Source organism: Candidatus Hydrogenedentota bacterium (assembly GCA_019637335.1).
In the GTDB taxonomy this organism is placed as follows: domain Bacteria; phylum Hydrogenedentota; class Hydrogenedentia; order Hydrogenedentales; family JAEUWI01; genus JAEUWI01.
Map to the genome: position 1 here is coordinate 279,086 of JAHBVV010000003.1, position 22,513 is coordinate 301,598.

Consider the following 22,513-nt stretch of genomic DNA (forward strand, 5'->3'; position numbering starts at 1 on the left):
AATGCGATTGCCCTGCGCCGGAGGGCGGGGGATTGGAATCGGGCCCGTTCGTATGCTATGATTCCGCAGTTTGCGCCGCGAAGTATAGCACGCGCGGCCGGACAAACCCAATCATTTCATGTAAGCAAGCGCCAGTCCAGGGAGTGCCGTGTCCTGGATAGGGCGCGGGAAGGGGCTGGCGCGAGGCCGGCCAGAGCAATACCGCCCGCAGGGTGCACTTGGGTGCAATCCCGGATGCCGGGATGGCCCGCGACGCGGGAGAAAGGGAATGAACGATGGCACGTGTATGTGAATACAGCGGAAAGCGCCCGCAGGTTGGCAACCGCGTTGTCCGCCGCGGTAAATCCAAGAAGAGCGGCGGTATCGGCCTCAACGTGACCGGCATTTCGCGCCGCCGCTGGAAGCCGAACCTCCAGAAGATCCGGGTTGTCGATGAAAACGGCCGCGTACACACCATCAAGGTCTGCGCGCGCTACATCAAGGCCGGCAAGTTCGTCAAGTCCCCGCGCGGCGCGCGCAAGGCCGAACTCGCCGCGCTGGCGGCCAAGTCCTCCTGACCCCATTGCCCCGAAGGCGATTCTCGCCCCGGTGCGTCCCACGACGTATCCGGGGCGTTTTTCATTCCGGTTGCGGGCGCGTTCCGTGCTATGCTTGCAGAAGCCAGGCAGGCTCGGCCCCAGTGAAGGAAGCATCCCAGTGAAAGTCATGATTATCTGCGCCATCGCGCTCGCCGCGACGCCGCTCCACCGGCAGGATCCGGCGGAAGTCAATGCCTATCTCGCCGCGCTACACGCCGCGCACCCCGACTTCCTCACGCGCTTCAAGCAGATCGTGGCGGACAGCGCCGGGACGCCCTACCACGACGGGCCCCTGGGCGAAGGGCCGGGCGCCCCCCACGACAGCGACCCCCTCATCGACCTGACCCGCGTCGATTGCGTGACCTTCGTGGAGCAGAGCGCCGCGCTGGCCTGGGGCCGGACATTTCCCGACGTTACGGACAAGCTCCAGCATATTCGCTACGCGGGCGGCCAAATCGATTTCGGGGCGCGCCATCACTTCCTCGTGGCCGACTGGATTCCGGGCAACCCCTGGTGCCGTGAGATCACGGGGGCGCTCGGTATCGAGACCGCCACCGTAACGCGCACCATATCCAGGGCCGAGTTCTTCCGCAAGGTAAAGGCCCCCGAGGTCGGGCAGGATATCCCCGATCGCGACGTCAGCGTGACCTATATTCCGATCGGCCAGGCGGAGCAGCTTGCCCGCACCCTGGACCAGCCCGCCCTCATCGTCTTTATCGGGCATGTGGACTGGCTCTTCGCCTTGCATTGCGGCGTCTTCCTGCCGGAAGGCCCGGGCGCCGGATCCCTTTACCACGCCAGTTCCCGGGAGGGGAAGGTCGTGCGCATGGACTTGGGAGCCTATGCCGCGGAACAGGCCAACCGCTACCTCGGCATGGCCGTCTACGCGATCGCCCCGACGGGACCGGGCGGCGCCGCGGAATAAACCGGCGCTTCCCGCGTTTCCATTATGCGCGCTCCGCCGGCCTTCCGGCGGATCGCGGTTGCCACCCGAAAAGAAAGGTTACCCATGCGCAATGCAATCGATAGATCCCACCCCCTGGCCGTGGTCGTAATCGGCGCTTCGGGCGATCTGGCGCTGAAAAAGATATTCCCCGCCCTGTTCGCCCTCTATTGCCAGGACCTCCTGCCCAATTCCTTTCACATTGTCGGATTCGCCCGCAGCGAGATGAGTGTGGAGGCTTTCCGCGAACGCGTCGCCGCCCGCCTGACCTGCCGTTACGTCCCCGGCGAGCGCTGCGACGAGCACATGCGCGAATTCCTGGCCCGCTGCGCCTACGTCGCCGGACACTACGACCAGGCCGGCTCCTTCCGGCAACTGCACGCGGAACTCGACAAGCTCGACCCGGGACGCCAGGAGAACCGGGTTTTCTACATGGCGATCCCGCCGTTTCTCTTTCTGGACGTCGCGCACGCCCTGCGCGACGCCGAGCTGGTGTCCCAGGGCGAGGACAGGAACTGGAGCCGCGTTGTCATCGAGAAGCCCTTCGGCAGCGACCGCGCCAGTTCCGACGCCCTCACCGAGAGCATGTGCCGCGTTTTCAACGAAGAGCAGACCTACCGGATCGACCACTACCTGGGCAAGGAAGTGATCCAGAATCTGCTCGTACTGCGCTTCGCCAACCTGATCTTCGATCCCATCTGGAACCGCACCCACATCAAGAATGTTCGCATCACGTGGACCGAGAACCTGAGCCTCGAGGGCCGCGCCGGCTACTTTGACCAGTACGGCATCATTCGCGACGTCATGCAGAACCACCTGCTCCAGATGGTGGCCCTCGTGGCCATGGAGCAGCCCGTGGCCCTGCATTCGAGCTACGTCCGCGACGAGAAGGTCAAGGCGCTCCGCGCGGTAGCGCCATTGAAGCTGGAAGACCTTGTCGTGGCCCAGTACACCGCCGGCGTCGCCGATGGCAAGCAGCACTTCGGCTACCTCGAGGAAAAGGGCACGCCGCCCGGCTCCATCACGCCGACCTACGCCGCCGCCGTGCTCAAGCTCAAAAACCGCCGATGGGACGGCGTACCCTTCCTGATCCGCGCGGGCAAGGGCCTCGACGACTCCAAGACCGAGATACGAATACGCTTCCGGGAGGTGCCGGGCAACATATTCGCCGATGCCGCCGCCAAGCTGCCCAGCAACGAACTCGTTATCTCCGTGCAACCCGATGCCGGCCTGACCATGCGCATCGTCAATCGCGTCCCCGGGCTGGGCATCCGGCTCGACGAGACCAAGCTCGACCTGCGCTACGCCTCGGCCTTCGAAGGGGCCATTCCCGACGCCTACGAATCGCTGATCCTCGACGTGATCCAGGGCGACAAGAGCCTCTTCATCCGGGCGGACGAACTGGAGGCGGCCTGGGATATCTTTACCCCCGTCCTGCACGAACTGGAGGCGCGGAAAGTCCAGCCGGAGACCTACCCCTTCGGTTCCGCCGGTCCCGAGGCCGCCGACGCGCTCGCCGCCCGCTTCGGCGCCCGCTGGTAGCATCGCGCCCCAACGAATACGATGTTTCCCGCGCCAGTCCGCGCGAGACGCGCACAGGAGGTTACGCATCCTTGCCTGACCCGAGATCACCGTCGTACCTCCCGAAATTCCTCGGGGATCGGCATTCACCCGGATCGTTCAACGTGCGCCAACGTGGCGTAGCCTTCCAGGCTGAGACAGCGTGTGCGGTGCCTTCGAACGTTGGATTATACTGTTGCTCCGCAACCTCGAAATCCCAGGAAAAATTAATCGTTTCTTCATTCGTGTGAAAGCAAACTACTATCCGTCATTTTCTTGTTTTTCAGCAAGTTTATTGGAGAGTCAAGCGGTAATTCATTCATACAAAACAGGTTACGTAGCCGAAGCGCGGGTTCGAGATTCGGCCCCATCTATCGGCAAAGCCTTGAGAAAACGCCCCGAAGCTGCATTGGCCCTTCCGACCGGAAGGGCGGGAAACCCAAGTCTACTCTACATTCAATAACGACGCGCCTTGAACCACCATACAATTCGCGTTTATTCGTGTTCATTCGCGGTTCAAGTTCATTCGGTTGCGGCCCAAGTCTGCCCTGCGTTCATTCGTGGTTCACACAATTTGGGTTGCGGTCCCGCGGAACCTGTACGAAGGAAGGGAATATTAGATTCATGTCCATTGCCGTAACCACCTTTGACTCGAAAACCGCCCTCCTGGCCGCGCTCGACGTGAGCCTCCGGGAAGCGTTGACCACGTCCCATGCGGATCGCTTTGCCGCGATCATCTCCGGCGGCAGCACACCCCTGCCGGTATACAACGCCATTGCCGAGAATCCGCCCGCCATTGCCCCAGGCGCCGGCCTGGCCTTCGCGGACGATCGCCACGTGCCGATGGATTCGCCGGAGAGCAATTACGGCAACGCCCGGCCCATGATCGAGGCGCTCCGCATCCCCGAGGACCGCCTGCTCCGGATCCATCCCGAACTCTCCCTCGAGGCCGCCGCCGATCGCTACAACGACGACTGGGCCGCCTTCTTTGCCGCCGGCGGCGTCATCCCCGTGGCCTACCTCGGGCTCGGGGCGGACGGGCACACCTGCTCGCTCTTCAACGACGCCGACCTGGCGCGTTGCGAGGGTCGCTTCGCGGCCCCCGTCTACAAGGATTCGCCGCCCCACCGGGTGACCATTGGCCCCGACGTGCTGGCGCGCGTCGACGAGGTCGTCTTTGTGGTCGCCGGAAATGATAAAATAGAAATGATAGAGACCTTGTTGAACAATCCCGGCGCGATTCCGGCGGGAAAGGCGACAGCAGGTTGCCGTTCCGTGGCGTTGTGGCGCGCGTGAGCGCGGTCCGCGCGGGATTGACCGAACTTGAAGCGGTTTTGTGTTTCGTTGTTGTTTCAGAGCCCGCGCGCATGTTAGGGGAAGCTTCCTGCTCCTCCTGATGGTCGGCCTGTGTCTGCCGCCCGCCGCCCGGGCCGATCTCCTCGTCACGGGCCAGGGCGAATCCCTTTCCGGCGAGTTGAGCCGCATCGCCAGCGGAATCGTGGTGTTTCGCACCTCCATGCGCGGGCAGATGATGATGCCCGTCGACGAAGTGCGCACGCTGACAACCACCGGGGGTGACTGGGCCGTCACCGATCGTGACGGAGATGTGCACATCGGCCAGTTCACGGCGGAGGGCCTGGTGGTGTCGGGGGAGGGCGCGAAGGCCGGCCCGATCGCTCTGAGCGAAGTCACGGATGCACGCCTCCTGCCCGCCGCGAGAGCCGCGGGTTCCGCGGACGCCGGCCCCAGGTGGCAGGCCTCCGCCGGCATTGGCGTGCGCGCGCACGACGGCGTCGATGGGATCCTCGCCCCGGAGGCCCGCGTCGGCCTGCGCGGCGCGGACTCCCGCGGCAGCCTCGATCTCGACCTGCGGTTCAACCCGGAGGATTCCGGCGCCTTCCCCGAGTATTTTCGCGGCGGGCTGGAGCTTTCGGGTGCGCGCGAGGCGGAATGGGCGCCGTTCGTACAGGCGCTCGTGGAACGCGACCGAAACCTGGCCCTGACCGCCCGAACGGACCTCACGGTTGGCGTTCGTTACCAGTTTGACCGGACGGAATCGCACCACCTGGAGGCCATCGCGGGGTTCGGCGGAAGCTACGGCGTGTGGGATCGCGATTTGATCGAGGCCCGCAACGTTGCGGTGCGCGATGATCGCGCCGACCGGACCGATCTGAATCTGCACCTTGAATTGCGCTATTCCCGCCGGCTCTTCGGGCACGCCGACTGGGATAACCGGATTTACCTACGGCCCAGCCTGACCGACGCCGACCATTTCCGGGCCGGCGCCTCGTCGTCGTTGCGCTATCCCATTACGGACCAGCTGGGCTTGCGGCTGGACATGCTCTTGCGCTACGAGCCCGCGACGGTCTTCGAACCGATTGACTCGGTCGACACCAGCCTTGGCGCAAGTATACAATTCGACTTCTAACGCCACTGGCGCCTTAAAATCCGGGCTGCGCGAATACAGCCTCTGTGGCTTGCGGAGCCCCCGGCCCCTGGCCAGGGCAATCCAGCCCCCGTTTCCGGGCTGGGCAACCAATCAGGATATCCGAGCAGTTCATGAAATCGACCCTCTGGTACGTCGCGCGAAGCGCCGAGATCTTCGTGGGCCTCGTCTATCTCGTGGCCGCCGTTCTGAAAGCGCAGGACATTAATCTGTTTATTGGCCAGATTCTGGCCTACCAGGTATTTACCAGCCCCGGCGCCCTCGTCGCCGTCGCCCTGGGAACCCTCGCCGTGGAGACCTTCCTGGGGGGCGCCATGGTTCTGGGCCTGCGATGGCGTCCGCTGGTATTGGGGCTGGGCGTGGCTGTCCTGATTTTCTTCTCCCTGCTCATCGTATACGCGTGGCAGGTGCACGGCTTGAAGGATTGCGGCTGTTTCGGCGCCATCTCGTTCACGCCCCCGCAGGCGATCGGCAAGAACGTCGTACTCATCGGCCTGACCGCGCTCGCCTGGTACGGCCTGGTCCGGCGCGCGCGTGGCGCGGCGACGTCCCGCTGGCACGGCGCGCGCCTGGGGCTGCCGGTCGCCGCCGCCGCGATTGCCTGCGTGGTCGCCATACCGCAATTGGGCAGCACCAGCGCCCGCGTACCCCGGACCGGACACGGCGCGGAAGCCGCCTCGCCCGAGGGGGCCGCGCCGCCCAGGTCCGACGGGCCCTTCGCGGCCTTTACGGTCACCAATAGCTTCGGCGAAACGCTCGACCTTGGGCAGGGGGAGTACCTGGTCGCCCTGCTCAGTATGACCTGCGACCACTGCATGGAGTCTGTGCCGCAGCTCAACGCCTACCTCTCCGAAAGCGCGCTGCCGCCCCTCGTCGCCCTGTGCCTGGAGCCCGAAGCGGGCAGCCTGGACCAATTCGCCAGCATGACCTCGCCCATGTTTCCCATGCACTCCATCGGCAAGGACATGCTCGCGTGGTCCCGCATCTGCCCCGGCGTGCCGCCCCGTTTGAGTTACGTCCGCGACGGCGTGGAATTAACCGCCTGGACCGACACCATGCCCGATTTTCAGACGCTCGTGGATGGGATTGCCGCCGCGGCGCCCGAATGAACCGCGCAAACTGCGATTTTTTCGCCGGATTTTCGCGCTTTGATACTTTGCATAATTTCCATTCGTTTGTTATTATCTCCCGGCTGTGTAGTGTGGGCCGGTTGGGCTGGCGCCGTCATGAAGCGCATATCCCTGCCGCGCAATCGCACTGTGGAATCATTCATTGGCGTGTTTTATGCAGTTTTCAATACTCGCGGAAAATTCCGTCTCCGGCGGCGCGCCCGGTACGCGCGTCCGGTCCGCCGCTCCCCCAACCATAGGAAAGGCCTCATTCCGTGTCTGTAGTGATTGAAACGAAGGGACTGACGAAAATATACGAAAGTCCTTTCCGCGGGCAGGATGTCCATGCCCTGAAGAATCTCGACCTGCAAGTGAACGCGGGCGAGATTTTCGCCTATCTGGGCCCGAATGGATCAGGTAAGACGACCACGATCAAGATGTTACTCGGGCTAATCTTCCCCACGGCCGGGGACATCGAGATTCTCGGGGAAAAGGACATTACCTCCGCCAGGGTCCGCCGCAATATCGGCTACCTCCCGGAAGGCGCCTACTACCCCGACTTTCTCCGGGGCGAGGAGATTCTCAGCTTCTACGGGCATCTGTATGGCCTGGCGGGCGCCGAGCTGCGCTCCCGGGTTGACGCGGTGCTCGAAGAAGTCGGTATGGCCCACGCGCGCCGGCGTCTCCTGCGCGGCTACTCCAAGGGCATGCGCCAGCGTATTGGCCTGGCCCAGGCGCTCATCAGCGATCCCCAGATTCTTATTCTGGACGAGCCGACAACCGGCCTGGACCCGATCGCCCGCAAGGAAATGCGCGATATTCTGGCGCGCCTGCGGGACCGCGGCAAGACGCTCCTGATTTCGAGCCACGAGCTCCTGGAAGTGGAGCTCATCAGCGATCGCGCCGGCATCCTCTACGAGGGCGAACTGCAAAAGCTGGGCACGATCGACGAACTCCTCACCGACCGCGACGTAACGATCGTGGTCGAGGGCGCCTCCGACGATGCGCTGAGCGCGCTCGCCGCCCGGGGCATTACGGCCGAGGACCGCATCGAAGGCAGGCTCGTGCTCCGCGTCTCGAACGAGACCAGCGCCTACGAGGCCCTCGCCCTCTGCAAAGATCAGAACCTGAACCTGTTGAGTGTGGCGCCGCGCCGCGAAACCCTGGAAGAACTCTTCGTCCGCACCGTGGGTGAAGCACAAAATCGGAGTAAGGCTTGATATGTCGGCGGTAATGGATTACATGCGCGGCCCCTGGTACATCGCGTTGTTCACGTGGCGCGAGGGTATCCGCAAGAAAACCCTGGTCGGCTTTCTCATTCTGAGTCTGCTCGTCATCTTCGGCGCAAGCTTCATGTCGGCCTTCCTCAACCAGTCCACCGCCTCGGCGGAATCGCAATCGGAACTGGATCTCAAACTGATCAAGGATATCTGCGTCACGACGATCTCGATCTTCGGCATGCTGATCGCCATTTTCATTTCGGCTTCCGTCGTGCCCAATGAGGTGGAGAACAAGGTCATCTACACCGTGCTGTCCAAGCCGGTGCGCCGCCTCCAGTACCTGCTCGGCAAGTTCATCGGCGTCCAGATGATCATCCTGGCGAACCTGTTGCTCATGGCGGGCCTGTTCTTCATCGCCATCTGGAGCAAGCAGGGCGTCATGCCCACACTGCTGTTGTGGTCGGTGTCGCTCACCTACTTCGAGTTCCTCGTGGTCTCGGCGTTCACCTTCGCCATCTCCTGCACCTCCACCTCCGCGGTGCTCCCCACCATCGGCGGCCTCTTCATCTACATGATCGGGAACCTCACCGAGTACCTCAAGGACGTGCACCTGCGCGCGCGGGAGAGCGAGGAAGCCTTCAGCATGCTCCTCGGCAACCTGGCCCAGTGGCTCTACAACATCCTGCCCAACCTCCAGAAGTTCAGCATGAAGAATTACATACTGGACATGCCGCCGAACGACCCGCTGCCCCCCGAAGTCTGGGACCAGATCCCCAATCTTCTGATTTACGGGCTGGCCTACGCGCTCTCGGGCTATCTGATCGCGTATTGGGTATTCCGCCGCAAGGAGCTGTAGCACCATGGCCAATTTCATGAAAAGCCATCCGAACATCACGCTCGCGGGGCTCATCACGATCGTGACCCTGCTCGGCGCGATTCAGGGCCAGCGGCTCGACCGGCTCTTTGAGGCCGACGCGTTTTACAAGTGGATGACCGCCGCCGCGACCAACGAGCGCTTCAACTGGGAAGAAGCCACGGATCACGAGGATCCCGAGCTCTACCGGAAAGTCGTGGAGGCCTCGGCGCCGCTTCTCGCCGATGTGGACACGAGCGCCGTGGCGGCGCCCGAGGGGACCAGCCGCCTCAGCCTGGCGCTGAGCGAGCAGGAGAACGCTCGTATCGTCTACGAACTCGCAAAAGGCCGCGAGATGCGGGATCTCCGGGCGGAGTTCCTGGAGAAGCTGCGGAAGGACCGTCTCTACTACACCCAGGACCTGACCTACCAGAAAGTCGTCGCCGGCATGGAGGGCGAAGGTTCCGTCAGTATCTTCAACCTCTTTTTCGGATTCCGAAAGGTTGCCGCGAACTTCATCTGGCTGCAGGTCGACCGTTACTGGCATATGGGGCACCTATACAAGATGGTGCCCCTCATGAAGACGTGCGTGCTCCTGGACCCCAACTTCGTGGATGCATACATTCTCGGAGCGTGGCACCTGGGATACAACGCGACGGCGAAAATGGAAATCACGCCCATGCCCTTGAAGGTATGGAGCGACAAGTACAAGGACTGTCTGGGCGAGCGCGAACGCTATTACTACCTCGCCATCGATTTCCTCAAGGACGGTATCCGGAACAATCCCCGGAACTACAAGCTCTTCTTCGATCTTGGCTTCGGCATGTACCGCGAGAAACTCCAGGACATCGACAATGCCATCCTGTACCTGACCGAAGCCGTGCGCCTGCCCCACGAGCGGTGGGTGCCGCGCATGCTCTACAAGTGCCTCGAAGAAGACGGGCAGTACGAGAAGGCCATGGAAGGCTGGAAAATCAACCTCGAGCGCTTCCCCGACCACGAGGTGACCATGCGCTCCATGGACCGCCTGCGTGGCCTCATGGCGGAGCAGAGATACGAAGCGGCCCTGGCGGCGGCGAAGGCCGCTACGGACCCGGCGGAGCGGGAGCGGCTTCAGGCCGAAGCCCGGACCGAGTTTGACGAGGCGTACGCCATCTGGGACGCCATGAACGAGCCCTTCGCCGAAGGCCGAAAGAACCGGCTCGACGCCATCCAGAAGGCCGAACGCGGCCAATACATGGAGGCGGTCGCCTTCCTGGACAAGGGCCGATTTGAAGTGGGATCGCTCTTCGAAGAGCTTTCCAATATGATTATCAAGTACAAGCAGGCCGGCGGCATTCCGCTTTCCCTCACGGAGAAGAAGCAACTCATTCGCGAGGAAGAGGCCGTCGAGTGCATCGGGATGCCCGAGGAAGAAAAACAGCGGCGCGTTCAGGCGTTGCGCGAGCGCTGGGCGACCTGACACGCGCCCTCGCATTACACGACGAATCATAACCGTGGTGAGCCGCTTGCCCCGCAGCGCGGCTCACCACTTTTAACACTTGCCGTCAACGGCGGGGAAGGGCTGTCGATTGTCCAGGGAGGAGGAGATCCGGAAGCGCCTGGAGAGCGTGCGCGCGCGCATTACGTCCGCCGCGGAACGGTCCGGCCGCAATCCCGACGCCATCACGCTGATCGCCGTCACCAAGTACACGGGGGTGGACGATATCCGCCTCCTTCGCGACCTGGGCGTCCGCCATTTCGGCGAGAACCGGGTGGAGGCCGCGGCCCCGAAAATCGAGGCCCTGGCCGAACTCGACGCCGTCTGGCACATGATCGGGAACATCCAGCGGCGTAAAACTAAAGATGTGCTGCGACTTTTTGATAAGATCGACGCCGTGGACCGGCATTCCCTGGCCGAGGCGCTCCAGAACCGGTGTGTGGAGCTGGATTGCCGGGCCGAGGTGCTGGTCGAAGTTAACGTTTCGGGCGAGGCGCAAAAACACGGGTTTCCGCCCCAAGCGCTGGCGGAATCGCTCGATGCGATGGCCGCGCTTGACCGCCTGGCCGTCCGAGGCCTGATGACCATGGCGCCCTACGGCGCCCCGCCCGATCGGACCCGCGCGATCTTCGGCGCGCTCGCGGATCTTGCGGCCCGGTTCGGCCTGCCCGAATTGAGCATGGGCATGAGCGACGACTTTGAGTTGGGAATCGAGGCCGGCGCCACGGAAATTCGGGTGGGCAGCGCGCTTTTCCCGGAAGATTGATACAGGTATTCGAGAATCGGCGCCAAACGCATCGCGGGCGGCCCGAAGGACACGACAGGCTGGAACATGAAGACGATGAAGGAACAGCTCGAGGCCCTCAAAAACGAGGCCCTCGATATCATTGAGAAAGCGGAGGACCTCGACATCCTGGAGACCGCCCGAGTCAAGTTTCTCGGGCGAAAAGGCGCCCTGACCGAAATCCTGCGCGGCCTCGGATCCGTCGCCGCCGAAGAACGCCCCGCCGTGGGCCAGGCCGCCAACGTCGTGAAGGACGCCATCGCCCAGGCGCTCGACGGGCGCAAGGGTCTCCTGTCCTCCGCCGCCGATGCGGCCCGCGCCGCCAGCGAGGCCGTGGACCTGTCCCTGCCCGGACGGCAGCCGCGCCGCGGCCACATCCACATGGTCAACCAGGTCACCGAGGAAATCATCGATATCTTCGCGAGCCTCGGGTTCCAGGTGGCCACCGGGCCGGATATCGAGACCGAATACTACAATTTCGACGCGCTCAACACCCCCGCCGACCACCCCGCGCGCGACTCCCACGACACCTTCTTCGTGAGGCCCGGGGTTGTCCTGCGCACGCACACCTCGCCCGTCCAGATGCGCGTGATGGAGCAGGTCCAGCCCCCCGTCGCCGTCATCGTGCCCGGACGCGTCTACCGCGTCGACTACGACGCCAGCCACAGCCCCATGTTCAACCAGATCGAGGGCCTTCTCGTGGACGAGAATGTGACCTTCGCCGATCTGAAGGGCACGCTGATGCACTTTATCCACGCCCTCTTCGGCCCGGACACGAAAGTGCGCTTCCGCCCGCACTTCTTCCCGTTCACCGAGCCTTCCGCGGAGGTGGATATCAGCTGCACCGTCTGCCAGGGCGCGGGCTGCCGACTCTGCAAGAACAGCGGCTGGCTCGAGGCCCTCGGCTGCGGCATGGTGCACCCGGAAGTTTTCAAGTGCGCGGGTTACGACTACCAGCGCTACTCCGGCTTCGCGTTCGGACTCGGCATCGACCGCATCGCGATGCTGCGCCACGCCGTCCCCAGCATCAATCACCTGTTCGACAACGATCTTCGCTTCCTGGAGCAGTTCTAATCGCCGGCGGTCGCGGCGGGCGCGCCTTTGCCCCGCCCCCTCCGCCCGATCACGTTTTTTTCGAGAGTAAGGCCCTGACATGCGCGTATCCCTGAATTGGTTGAAAGAATTCGTCGATATCGACGTGACCGCCGAAGAACTCGCCCACGAGCTGACCATGCTCGGGCTCGAGATCGAGTCCATCGAACGGCTCGGCGAGGAAATACAGGAGGTCTACGTCGGCAGGATCCTGTCGATCGAGCCCCACCCCGACGCCGACAAGATCGTCGTCTGCCAGACCGACGTCGGCGGCCCCGAACCCCTGCAGATCTGCTGTGGTGCGAAGAACATGAAAGTGGGGGACAAGGTGCCCACCGCCATCGTCGGCGCCACGCTGCCCGGAGGCTTCCAGATCGGCCGCCGCAAGATGCGCGGGGTCGAGTCCCAGGGCATGATGTGCGCCTCGACCGAACTGGGCCTGCCCGAAGGGGAAAGCGGCCTCATGATTCTCGACGAGAGCGCGCCGATCGGGCAGGACATCAAGAGCCTCCTCGGCCTGAACGACACCGTCTTCGAGATCGAGGTCACCCCGAACCGCGGCGACTGGGCCAGCATGATCGGCGTCGCGCGCGAGATCGCCGCGTTGCACGGCCGGGAGCTCCGCATACCCGAAGCGAAGGTGCGCGAGTCCGGCAAGCCCGTCGCCGATCTTACGTCGGTCATCGTGGAAGACGAGAGCCTGTGCCCGCGCTATCTGGGCCGCGTCCTGACCGGCGTAAAGGTCGGCCCCAGCCCCGAGTGGCTCTGCAAGCGCCTGATCGCCGCCGGCCAGCGCCCCATCAACAACATCGTCGACATCACCAATTTCGTCCTGATGGAAACCGGCCAGCCGCTGCACGCCTTCGACTACAACAAGCTCGCCGAAAACCGCATCGTCGTCCGATGCGCGCGCGCGGGCGAGGAAATCAATACCCTCGACGGCGAAACCCGCAAGCTGGCCGAGGACATGCTCGTCATCGCGGATGCGGCGCGGCCTCAGTGCGTCGCCGGTGTAATGGGCGGCGCGGACAGCGAGGTGGACGAATCCACCACCGCCATTTTCCTCGAAAGCGCGTACTTCCTGCCATCCTCCGTGCGCAAGACCTCGCGGTCGCTCGCGCTTATCTCGGAATCCTCCCAGCGCTTCCAGCGCGGCGCCGATCCCGATATGGCGGTCTACGCAATGGAGCGCGCCGCGCAGCTCATCGTCGAGATAGCGGGCGCGGAGACCGCCGCCGGCGTGATCGACGTGTACCCGAAGCCCCTGGCGCCGCGTGAAGTGACGCTGCCCTTCGCCCGCACGAAGCGCCTGCTCGGCACGGACATTCCACCGGCGCGCCAATGCGAGATCCTCACCCGGCTCGGTCTCGAAGTGCTCGATCAGGGCGAGGAGCAGGCGCGCTTTCGCGTGCCGGCCCGCCGCCACGACGTTTCCATGGAGGCGGATCTCATCGAGGAGATCGCGCGCCTCTCCGGCTACGACCATATCCCCGCGACCCTCCCCGGCGTACGCCCCTGCGAAAAGGTATTCGCCCCGAAAGAGAAGCGTATCCGCGCCCTGCGCCATTTCCTCGCGGGCCTCGGGCTGACCGAGCTCTACAACTGGACCTTCAGCTGCCCCGAGGATGTCGCCCGCGCCGCGCTCCCGGCGGAGTACGCCGCCATGGTCCGCCTGGAGAACCCCCTCTCCGAAAAGCAGGCCACCATGCGCTCCAGTATCATCCCGGCGCACCTCGGCAATGCCGCGCGCAACCTGAACTATGGCGTTTCCTCGATCCGCGGCTTCGAGATCGGGCCCGTCTACGGACCCGCGGACGGCCCCCAGCTTCCCGTGCAGAAGAGCCGGCTCGGCATCGTCCTGGCCGGGGAGGCCGCCGCCCCGCACTGGTCGCAAAAAGCGCGGCAGGCCGACTTCTACGACATCAAGGGCGTCGTGGAGGCGGTGCTCGCCGAGTTTGGCCTTGCGGGCGAATTTGTGGATACCAAATTCGCCACCTTCCAGGCCGGACAGCGCGCCGCCGTCCAGGTGGGCGGTGAAATCGCCGGCTACCTCGGCAAGGTGGCCCCGGGCGTCGTCAAGGCCTTCGACACGGACGGCGGTATCTTCTGCGCGGAACTCGACCTCGACCTCCTGCTCGGCGCCACGGCCCCGGCGCCCCAGTTCGCGCCCGTGCCCGCGTTTCCCCCCTCCGCGCGCGATCTCGCCGTCGTGGTCGACGCCGCCGTGCCCGCGGGCGCCCTCAAAGCCGCCGCCGCACAGTCCGGCGGCAACCTGCTGCGCTCGGTCGAGATCTTCGACATCTTCACCGGCAACCAGGTCGGCGCGGGCAGGAAAAGCGTCGCGCTCAACCTCGTGTTCCAATCCAACGACCGCACCCTGACCGACAAGGACACCCAGAAGGCCTTCGACAAGATCCTGCGGCGGCTCCAGAACGACTTCCAGGCGGCCCTCCGGTGAACCCGCTCGTCCGAGCGCAACTCAGGCAGGTCGAGCAGGCGATCGCCGGGCTCGGCGAAGTGCTGGCGGAGCGCGCGGACGACATCGAGAAATTGCAGGCCGCGCGCGAGAACCTGCAAAAGCAGGTCTGGACCCGCAGCAAGGAATTGTCCGTGCTGGAGTCGGCCGTGGCCGATTACGACGCGCTGGAGACGGCCAATCGGCGATACCGGGAGCGCGAGGCGGATCTCGAACAGCGCCTGCGCCAGGTCCTCGCCTACACCCGGGCGCTCTCGGAGGCCATCCGGCAATGAACGGCGGGCACATCGAAGCGCGGATCGCGAACGTCAAGCTGCGGCTCCCGGTTTACCGCGACCCCAAAACCACGCTCGAACTCGCCGAAGAAGTCACCGCGCGGATCAAGGCGATGGAGGAAAAGGCCGGCCGCGTCGACAGCCAGGCTTTCGCCCTCCAGGCCGCCTTCGCCTACGCCGCCGAACTCCACGCCGAGCGCGCCGAACGCGAAGACGATACCCGCGACCTCCTCAAGGCCCTCGACGCCATCGCCACATCGCTCAACCGCCTCCTCGAAGAACATCCCCCAAAAGAGTGAATAAGGGCAATTCTTCAGCCGCCTGAAGCAGTCACCCTCGTCGCACCCAACGGTGGCGGCTCTCGGTGATCGAACACCGCCATCCCCACGCAAGGGACGGTCGATTTAACTGGTGCGGACGCCTCAAAACCTACAAGTTTGTGCTAACGCCCTATGGCGTCATTCCCGCGAAAGCGGGAATCCAGGGGGATTCGGAGGTTTGCGCGATCCCGTCGCTGGATCCCCCCGTTCGGGGCTGTCGATTTACCGTGTGCGGTGAGCGCATTTCCTACAATTTTTTGTTAACGCCCTATGGCGTCATTCCCGCGAAAGCGGGAATCCAGTGGAGTTCGGAGGTTTGTGCGTTCGCGTCGCTGGATCCCCCCGTTCGGGGCTGTCGATTTAACGTGTGCGGTGAGCACATTTCCTACAATTTTGTGTTAACGCCCTATGGCGTCATTCCCGCGAAAGCGGGAATCCAGTGGAGTTCGGAGGTTTGTGCGTTCGCGTCGCTGGATCCCCGCGTTCGCGGGGATGACGGATCTGCCCATTCCTTCTATAGTGTAGGGTGAGTTAAGTAAACCGACAGCCACGCAAATGGGAAGCCACTTTTCGCAAACGGGGTCTTGATCACTCAGCGTTCCGTTGATAGGGGGCCTTGAAGTCCACACTGGCCCCGCAAATCTCACAGGGCGCCGTAGCAATTCCCGGCAATCTCGCTACTTCTCGTCTCGCGCGGATCTCAGCTTCAGATCGCCCTCGACGTAGCTGTGAATCAACCCCGAGATCAGGGTCTGGTAGGGCACCCCCATTTCCAGCGCCTTCTTCTGGATGCCACGAAAATCGTGGTCGTAAAGGCGAATCGTAACCCGCCGATCTTTTTTGAACGTACTGGTCGCGGCCGCCTTGATGGCGGCAAGTTCCGCCGGGTCGGGTTTAGATAGCGACAGTATATCGTCTTCCAGCGCCGCGAGGATCGCCTTTTCTTCCTTGTCGTACTTCATCTCAATCCGCCCTTTCCAACGGACCACCCTTCCTGGGAATGGCCCATCTCTGGACCTTTTATTCCACGTTTGCCCCGGAAATCCCCGAGAATCCCGCAGGGCGGCGCAGCACTTCCCGAACAGGCATTCACGCCTACCGGATTCGTCGTTCGGGGCCAGGCCAACGGCATCGCTTTCGTTACATTTGTGGGCCTCGCCCCCGCATAGCCAGCAGCGATATCAGCACGAATCCAAGCAGGAACACATCGCCGATGTGCCGCCGGAAGCCGTCCGAGAAAACCTTGGCGGCGGGCGGACAACCGGTTGGTTCACCCTCACCCTCACCTTCCCCCTCACCCTCGCCCTCACCCTCACCCTCACCCTCGCCCTCGCCCTCGCCCTCGCCCTCACCCTCGCCCTCACCCTCACCCTCACCCTCACCCTCACCCTCGCCCTCGCCCTCGCCCTCGCCCTCGCCCTCACCCTCGCCCTCGCCCTCGCCCTCACCCTCACCCTCACCCTCACCCTCACCCTCACCTTCACCTTCACCTTCACCTTCACCTTCACCTTCACCTTCACCGGATTCGAGTTGGGCGTATAGCTCATATACGCTGAGCAGGCCATCTCTATTCAGGTCGATTTCGAGAAACTGCGCCACGGTGAGGCCAGCCCTGGCATGCTGGGCTTCGATCAAGGATAGAAATCCATCGCCGTCTGTGTCGGCCACAATCAACGTCGCGAGGAGAGCGGCGGCAATGTCGGGGAGGCTGCCCGTGTTTTCCTCTCCGGCGACAACGATATAATTTGTCCGGATCTTGGTGTCCGTTGCGCCATTGTTCGCCACGACGGTGAGGGAGACGCTATATTCACCGGGCCGCAGGTAGATATGCCGCGGATTGCGGGTGTTCCCGAAGGCGCCGTCTCCGAACTGCCAGAACCAACTGGCCACGGTGACGCCGCGAACTTGCGTTCTGTCGGCGAAGTCCACGGCCAGTGGGGCATCGCCGCTTCGAGGAGTCGCCTCGAAGTCTGCCTGGATGACCACCTCACCCTCACCCTCACCCTCACCCTCACCTTCACCTTCACCTTCACCTTCTCCTTCTCCTTCTCCGACGGCGCCTTCCGCCTTAAACAGGGCGGTTACCCGCCGGCTGGCCGGGCGGCCCTCGAGGTCGCCCATGTCGAGATAGAGAGTGCTATCGGTCCGCCCGTACAAGGCGACCCGGGTCCCGTCCGAATCGATGGCGGCCGTTCCGGCCCCCTGCCACATGACAAAGGTGTAACCGGGCTGGGGAATGGCTGTTATCGCCACGGTCTCATCCGCGCTGTAGTGTGCGCTGGCCGGCATTGCGACGGCGTAGCCCGCGCAGGCCGCGTTGCCCGCGGGCGAACCGGCGATGGCGGCGTCCAGTGTAAGACGGGCCATTTCCTCGAAAATCGCAATGGCGACCGGCCCGTTGCACGTATAGGGAACCGTGATTGTGTCCTCGGTCTCGCCGGTGCTCCATCGCGTAAACCTCCAACCGGGATTGGGGATGGCGGTGAATTGCGCGTAACGGGTTTCCGGAGCTCCGGATCCGTTACAGCCGCCCGCGGGCCCGACGGCGGTGTCCAGGAAGGGGCTGCCGCCCGCTTCGGCGCCGGGTACCGCGGCGAAAACCTGGCCGGCGCCCTCGTGCGCCGCGATCAGGGGAACCCGGTGTCCTCCCGTTGGCGCGGTCGTATCGAGTTCCGTTGCGCCGTAGCCCAGCCTGATGGTTGCGTACGGGGCGTGGGTGGTCCAATTGCCGCCATCCGCCGCCCACCCGCCGCCCTCCAGGTTGGTGATCCGAATGGTGTCTCCGAGGAGGCCCCGGATACGCGTCGCTCCGCCCGGAAGGCTTTCCTCGGTTGCCGGCGTTCCCTCGAGCCGGAAATTGCCCGAGCGAACCACCAGATCCGCCGGCGGCATGGCGATCGCACGCACTTCCTGGCCGGGATTGACGTGCATGAACCGGTCGGCCGGACGGGTGCTCCCGTCAAGGAGCGTGTCCGGCGCGGACCAGAATTGGAAGCGCGCGTCCCCGCCGCGAGCGGACAATGCCACGGTGCGTCCCAATCGAACGTCGGTTTCCGCGCCGGGCAGGAGCGGACCTTCGCAGACAACGTGCGCGGTTACATTGAGGCCTGGGCCAGAACCGATGGTGAGAGAGCCGGCGCTCTCCAGACCGCCGGGACACCCGCATTCAGGCGCATCCGGGATGGGCGATCCCGGCAGTTGATCGGACAAGGCCCGGTTCGGAAACCGCCAGACCCGAAGCAGGTCCGGGTCCCAGCCGAAGTCGTCGCCTGTCGTGATCAACGCCCACTCTTCGGCGTTGGTCAGACCGTCAAAGTCCAGGTCCCGATCCGGGCCGAGGTAGGGCTCGGCATTGGCCGCGTACCGGTCGATATCGAGCACGATCCCGTAGTGTTCTTCCACCAGGGAAGCGATACGCAGGCGGTGCCCGTAGCTTCCCAGCGTCATGTAGGAGGCTACCGTGTTCACGGCGGCGTTGCCCCGCCCGGCGAGATCGTGGGCCGCCTGGCGCTGGTTCTCGGAGAAGGCCCGCCATACTGTGATATGGCTTGCGTCGCGCTTGGAATCGTACAGGCGCGTGTCGTGCAGGATAGTGAGCAGGAGCGCGAATTCCGCAACGTCCGGAATTCCATTTCCCGTGAAGTTCAGAACCCCCGACGCGCCGGTCCAGAAACCGCCCCAGTCGCGATCAAGATCATACCCATCGTCTTCAAGCCCCAACTCGCCGATTTCAATCAAAAACTGGCGCAGGTCACCCAGGAGATCGATGAACCGCAATCCGCGCCGTTCGGCGAAGAACGGGGCGATGGTTGTGGGCGCGTTTGCTTCAACATAATAGTATGGCGAGCTGGATATTTCCCCACCTGATATTGTGTACCACCGCTGAAACCGCCAGTCCAACTCTGGCTCGGCCTGAACTGGGAATACGCTATGCTCACAATCGCCGCAGCCCTCCGGCAGGGGAAGGCCGTCCTGGCATGCTTGAACACAGTCGAGGTCCGTTGCCGCGTAGCAGGGGACCTGATATGTTCCCGCCGGAGGCACAGTGAGTCCTCCCAATGCCGGCTCGATGGTGATCGCGGTGAACTCCACCGCGCCTTCGGGTGCGAACAGCGCCGTGATTTCGTCGTGGCGCCAGACGTAAAACTCGAAGCCCGGAACGTACTGTGCATCGGCATTGCCATAGCCGTCTCCACCGCCGTATCGCCATTGCCAGAACTCCCATCCGGGATCGGGCGCCGCGGCCAGGGGAATCGTAAAGGTCTCCAGAGGCACGATGAGGGAAACCGGCCCATCCGCTTCCGCCACGGTCCGGGTCTCACCGCCCAGCGTATATCGCAGGGCGCCCCGGCCCTCCACCCGAAACACGACGCGGTACCCATTCTCAAAGACCGCGGTTACCGCCTTGGACGTGTCGAGCAGCACCGTCGTTTCCGCCGACGCCGGATCCGCAACGGCGTCGCCTTCCCAGCCAACGAAATGTGTGTACGGGGTTTCCTCTGCCACAATCGCCACCGTGGACCCCGGCGCGTAGTAGTGCGGCAAATATTCCTGCGGAGACGTGACGCCGTAACCGCGAACGGACAGCGTCAAACTCGGCCACACCCGAACGAGACGGGTCTCGGTGGCCGCCACGCCGCCCGACGGGCCGGTCAGGGTATAGTAGACGGTGTATTCGCCGTACGCCGACGTGTCCACCGCGCTCGTATCGGCGGGCACATTGAATATTGAGTTCCCGCCGGGCTCCGTGGCGATGGCCCCGGGATCGGTAAAGGCGGCGCCCAAATCGACATAGATTACGGGCGGCCCGATGAGATCGATGGTATACATTGCCTCATCGCTGCCGGACGCACTTGCGACCGCGCCGAGGATAGCCGCGAGCAACAAGCGTGTCCACCCACCGATCCGGCAGCTTCTACTGGTCCCCGGAAAACCGGGCATCGAATTCGCGCGCATAGGGCAACCCCCACCTTGGTCTGTGTATCCGAACGAGTTGCCGCGCTCCGTTTGCGCCGCGCGCCCGCACCGGTCCCAATCTCTGCCAGCCATATCCAACAATGGCCGTGTGGCCACCGTAATAGTAGGGCCAGTATAGAAGGCGCCGGGCCACTTGTCAATCGTGGATATCACCCCGGCGGGACGGCGCGACTCGCGAAAGGGAGGCGTGTTTCGGTCAAAATGGGCGTGAATCGCAGGATCGCGGAAATCTCTGCAATCCGTATGCGTCTGGCGGCGCGATGGGGGCGGGCCGCCTTCGCACGCCCCTTCCGCCTCCCTCAACGCCCCAATGCCCAGTCGATCGCGTTCACGAGCAGTTGCCGGAAGGCGGGCTCCTGGAAGTCGTCGGGGTAGCCGAGTCTGGTGTAGAACACCTTGCCTCGCCCGTCCGTGGCGCGCTCCGCCGCAAGGCGTTTGGATGTCGTCCAAACGTCCCTCTCAGAGATCAGCGCTCTCACGCGCGGTGCGGTTTTCCTGCCTCAGCAGGTTGAAACTCCACCTGGCCGTTATCCCTCGGATTCTACGCCCACGACTTGAGAAAGCTCCTCCAGTTTGCAGACCCAATCGTGAAAATGGGGACACGCATTCCGAATGCGCGTGATTCCGATCTCGATTGCCAGAACACTGCCCGAAACGACTTTCTGGTACTCGGGCAGAAACTTCAGAATTCTCTTGGAAGGCGCTGTCAGAAGCCCATCATTGATCAACTCCACATCCGAAAACTGCGCCACATCCTCTTTAAGCCTCTGAATGGCATCGTCGCGCCCGGGAAACTGCACCGCCCATTTACCAAGATCGCTGTAAAGGAGGGTCTCGAATTCATGCAATTGGATGTACGGGATGAATCGCCTATCACCAACAGTGGCGGCAAGGGCGGTCTCAAGCGCAATTACTTTGTCTCCGGGGGGCAAGCCACACGCCTCTTTCAATCCGGGCGCGTCACTTGGATACGCGTACAAGTCCACCATGGTGGAGAAACAGGCGTCAGAAGCCTTATCCTCCCGCATCCACCGTCGTAGATCCTCGATCAGCGGTGCTATATGCCTCAGGCCGCCCTTGTATTTCCGAGATTGGCGACCTCGATGACCCACCATTCGCACGGACACTGCGATGGAAAACCCGCTCAAGTGACGCCCAAGTACTTCCGTGACGAAGGTCTCCTCCGTCTGTCCCTCGACCACCACGTTCAATCGGGCCCACTTCATGGCCGCCCGCCGAAGACGTTCTTCCCCCACAACTCGGAAACGGTGTACTCTTCCAACCACTCGTCTAATTCGTCCAGGGGAAGCCTGCGAAAACTGGACTTTCTCCCTTGGCGTCCATTGTCGCCGGGGGCCGGAGAGCGGTCCACGATCAGAACGTCGCCCGGCTCAAAGCAGTCCACGAGCGCGGGTGATTGCGTTGCAAGCACCACCTGAGTGTCGTTGGCCACGGAACGGACCAATCCGCCCAGAATTGCGATTGCCGAAGGGTGAAGCCCCAGCTCTGGCTCATCCAGTATGATTGTATTGGGCAATTCGTCCTCTGGAAGCAATAGCAGCGTACACAAGGCCATGACACGCAACATTCCATCGGCCGCCTGAGACGCGTCGAATATTCGGTCGGTAAAATGTTCGCTCCACCGGAGAATTTGTTGTCGCGAGTGGGGGTCGAACTCGAAATCCGCAAAAAATGGCAATATTCGCCGTATAGTTACAACAATACGATGATAGTATTCTGATCGCTCTTCACGAAGGCGAAGCAATACTGTTGCGAGATTGGCGGCATCCTCCTTGAGGTGCCTGTTGTCGTTCGTTGCCCATTTCCCACGGATGCGTGCCGTATCCGATGTGTTGTGGAACTGGTATACGATATTGCGCTGCAGCAGGTTGCGGATTACGCGTGCGGTTTCGTCGCCGTTTTCGGCGGCCGCCAGTAGTTGCGACTCGGTATGGCCCACACCGCGTTCCTGCCATTCGGGAGCCGCGTTCCCGCTTCGCGTAAAGCGCCAGCGCTCTTCCGTATACACGAACCGATCTCCGGCTGCGTATGTCAGCCGGAAGGCGTATTCATATACTCCAGCATCGGTCTCAACCTCGATCTCGCCGGATAGGTCCCGCGTGACGTCCTGGCCGTCGGACAGAAGATTGCTCGCGGGCCCGTAAAGTTGCACGTATTCAGCGAGTTTCCCCGAGCCAACCATCCACGACACCAGCCGAAAGAACGAAACAAAATTTGACTTGCCCGCGCCGTTTGCGCCGATGAGAACGGTAATGTCGCCAAGGGAGACGTTGTCCGAATCAAATATGGTTCGCAGACCCCTGATCCTGACTCGTCTGAGACGATTTCTCATCATGAATCCCTGATTTCGATGCTTGATGACCTGGAGTATTGAATATC

The 22,513-nt window shown here is 63.2% G+C and carries 19 protein-coding genes; 14 read left to right on the plus strand and 5 right to left on the minus strand.

Annotated features, from left to right (window positions below; genetic code table 11):
* The first annotated feature begins 275 nt into the window (after positions 1 to 275).
* The 14 genes from rpmB to zapA all read left to right on the plus strand — a co-directional run bounded on the left by rpmB (position 276) and on the right by zapA (position 15,115).
* Positions 276 to 557 carry a 50S ribosomal protein L28 gene (gene rpmB / locus KF886_06390; GenBank protein ID MBX3176966.1) on the plus strand — a complete coding sequence of 94 codons (282 nt, stop codon included), beginning with the start codon at positions 276 to 278 and terminating at the stop codon, positions 555 to 557.
* 139 nt (positions 558 to 696) lie between these two features.
* A complete protein-coding gene (locus KF886_06395) occupies positions 697 to 1,503 on the plus strand; it encodes a DUF1460 domain-containing protein (GenBank protein ID MBX3176967.1) in 807 nt (268 codons plus the stop codon).
* An 84-nt stretch (positions 1,504 to 1,587) separates the two neighbouring features.
* Positions 1,588 to 3,063, plus strand: a complete 1,476-nt coding sequence (gene zwf, locus KF886_06400) for a glucose-6-phosphate dehydrogenase (protein ID MBX3176968.1) — start codon at positions 1,588 to 1,590, stop codon at positions 3,061 to 3,063.
* 642 nt (positions 3,064 to 3,705) lie between these two features.
* On the plus strand, positions 3,706 to 4,377 hold the full coding sequence (locus KF886_06405; protein MBX3176969.1) for a 6-phosphogluconolactonase: 672 nt from the start codon (positions 3,706 to 3,708) through the stop codon (positions 4,375 to 4,377).
* A gap of 40 nt (positions 4,378 to 4,417) precedes the next feature.
* Positions 4,418 to 5,509, plus strand: a complete 1,092-nt coding sequence (locus tag KF886_06410) for a DUF481 domain-containing protein (protein MBX3176970.1) — start codon at positions 4,418 to 4,420, stop codon at positions 5,507 to 5,509.
* Positions 5,510 to 5,640: 131 nt separating this feature from the next.
* Entirely contained in the window at positions 5,641 to 6,636 is a 996-nt protein-coding gene (locus KF886_06415) for a hypothetical protein (GenBank protein ID MBX3176971.1), read from the plus strand.
* Positions 6,637 to 6,911: 275 nt separating this feature from the next.
* Positions 6,912 to 7,856 (plus strand): ABC transporter ATP-binding protein, encoded by a 945-nt coding sequence (locus tag KF886_06420; protein ID MBX3176972.1) that lies wholly within the window; start codon positions 6,912 to 6,914, stop codon positions 7,854 to 7,856.
* A gap of 1 nt (position 7,857) precedes the next feature.
* Entirely contained in the window at positions 7,858 to 8,712 is an 855-nt protein-coding gene (locus KF886_06425; protein ID MBX3176973.1) for an ABC transporter permease subunit, read from the plus strand.
* 4 nt (positions 8,713 to 8,716) lie between these two features.
* Positions 8,717 to 10,171, plus strand: a complete 1,455-nt coding sequence (locus tag KF886_06430; GenBank protein MBX3176974.1) for a hypothetical protein — start codon at positions 8,717 to 8,719, stop codon at positions 10,169 to 10,171.
* Positions 10,172 to 10,280: 109 nt separating this feature from the next.
* On the plus strand, positions 10,281 to 10,955 hold the full coding sequence (locus KF886_06435) for a YggS family pyridoxal phosphate-dependent enzyme (protein ID MBX3176975.1): 675 nt from the start codon (positions 10,281 to 10,283) through the stop codon (positions 10,953 to 10,955).
* A gap of 75 nt (positions 10,956 to 11,030) precedes the next feature.
* Entirely contained in the window at positions 11,031 to 12,047 is a 1,017-nt protein-coding gene (pheS, locus tag KF886_06440; protein MBX3176976.1) for a phenylalanine--tRNA ligase subunit alpha, read from the plus strand.
* Positions 12,048 to 12,126: 79 nt separating this feature from the next.
* Positions 12,127 to 14,523 carry a phenylalanine--tRNA ligase subunit beta gene (gene pheT / locus KF886_06445; GenBank protein MBX3176977.1) on the plus strand — a complete coding sequence of 799 codons (2,397 nt, stop codon included), beginning with the start codon at positions 12,127 to 12,129 and terminating at the stop codon, positions 14,521 to 14,523.
* Positions 14,520 to 14,816, plus strand: coding sequence for a hypothetical protein (locus tag KF886_06450; protein MBX3176978.1), 297 nt, complete (start codon positions 14,520 to 14,522; stop codon positions 14,814 to 14,816). The genes pheT and KF886_06450 overlap by 4 nt, the downstream gene beginning before the upstream one ends.
* On the plus strand, positions 14,813 to 15,115 hold the full coding sequence (zapA, locus tag KF886_06455; GenBank protein MBX3176979.1) for a cell division protein ZapA: 303 nt from the start codon (positions 14,813 to 14,815) through the stop codon (positions 15,113 to 15,115). Before KF886_06450 ends, zapA begins: the two co-directional genes overlap by 4 nt.
* Before the next feature lie 698 nt (positions 15,116 to 15,813).
* Here the strand turns inward: zapA and KF886_06460 are convergent.
* The 5 genes from KF886_06460 to KF886_06480 all read right to left on the minus strand — a co-directional run bounded on the left by KF886_06460 (position 15,814) and on the right by KF886_06480 (position 22,466).
* Positions 15,814 to 16,098 (minus strand): hypothetical protein, encoded by a 285-nt coding sequence (locus KF886_06460; GenBank protein ID MBX3176980.1) that lies wholly within the window; start codon positions 16,096 to 16,098, stop codon positions 15,814 to 15,816.
* A gap of 178 nt (positions 16,099 to 16,276) precedes the next feature.
* Complete coding sequence (locus KF886_06465; GenBank protein MBX3176981.1) at positions 16,277 to 19,966, minus strand: DUF5011 domain-containing protein; 3,690 nt, start codon at positions 19,964 to 19,966, stop codon at positions 16,277 to 16,279.
* Between the two features lie 446 nt (positions 19,967 to 20,412).
* Positions 20,413 to 20,592: a hypothetical protein gene (locus tag KF886_06470; GenBank protein MBX3176982.1), complete on the minus strand. Its 180-nt coding sequence runs from the start codon at positions 20,590 to 20,592 to the stop codon at positions 20,413 to 20,415.
* A 48-nt stretch (positions 20,593 to 20,640) separates the two neighbouring features.
* On the minus strand, positions 20,641 to 21,339 hold the full coding sequence (locus tag KF886_06475; GenBank protein MBX3176983.1) for a DUF4276 family protein: 699 nt from the start codon (positions 21,337 to 21,339) through the stop codon (positions 20,641 to 20,643).
* Positions 21,336 to 22,466, minus strand: a complete 1,131-nt coding sequence (locus KF886_06480) for an AAA family ATPase (protein ID MBX3176984.1) — start codon at positions 22,464 to 22,466, stop codon at positions 21,336 to 21,338. Before KF886_06480 ends, KF886_06475 begins: the two co-directional genes overlap by 4 nt.
* Between the last annotated feature and the right edge of the window lie 47 nt (positions 22,467 to 22,513).

What these genes read in the sequence shown, in the direction of transcription:
- KF886_06430 (MBX3176974.1), top strand. Translation starts at nt 8,717, where the DNA reads ATGGCCAATTTCATGAAAAGCCATCCGAACATCACGCTCGCGGGGCTC.
- KF886_06475 (MBX3176983.1), bottom strand. Translation starts at nt 21,339, where the DNA reads ATGAAGTGGGCCCGATTGAACGTGGTGGTCGAGGGACAGACGGAGGAG.
- KF886_06425 (MBX3176973.1), top strand. Translation starts at nt 7,858, where the DNA reads ATGTCGGCGGTAATGGATTACATGCGCGGCCCCTGGTACATCGCGTTG.
- KF886_06460 (MBX3176980.1), bottom strand. Translation starts at nt 16,098, where the DNA reads ATGAAGTACGACAAGGAAGAAAAGGCGATCCTCGCGGCGCTGGAAGAC.
- zapA (MBX3176979.1), top strand. Translation starts at nt 14,813, where the DNA reads ATGAACGGCGGGCACATCGAAGCGCGGATCGCGAACGTCAAGCTGCGG.
- pheT (MBX3176977.1), top strand. Translation starts at nt 12,127, where the DNA reads ATGCGCGTATCCCTGAATTGGTTGAAAGAATTCGTCGATATCGACGTG.
- KF886_06480 (MBX3176984.1), bottom strand. Translation starts at nt 22,466, where the DNA reads ATGAGAAATCGTCTCAGACGAGTCAGGATCAGGGGTCTGCGAACCATA.
- KF886_06415 (MBX3176971.1), top strand. Translation starts at nt 5,641, where the DNA reads ATGAAATCGACCCTCTGGTACGTCGCGCGAAGCGCCGAGATCTTCGTG.
- KF886_06465 (MBX3176981.1), bottom strand. Translation starts at nt 19,966, where the DNA reads ATGTATACCATCGATCTCATCGGGCCGCCCGTAATCTATGTCGATTTG.
- zwf (MBX3176968.1), top strand. Translation starts at nt 1,588, where the DNA reads ATGCGCAATGCAATCGATAGATCCCACCCCCTGGCCGTGGTCGTAATC.
- rpmB (MBX3176966.1), top strand. Translation starts at nt 276, where the DNA reads ATGGCACGTGTATGTGAATACAGCGGAAAGCGCCCGCAGGTTGGCAAC.
- KF886_06405 (MBX3176969.1), top strand. Translation starts at nt 3,706, where the DNA reads ATGTCCATTGCCGTAACCACCTTTGACTCGAAAACCGCCCTCCTGGCC.
- pheS (MBX3176976.1), top strand. Translation starts at nt 11,031, where the DNA reads ATGAAGGAACAGCTCGAGGCCCTCAAAAACGAGGCCCTCGATATCATT.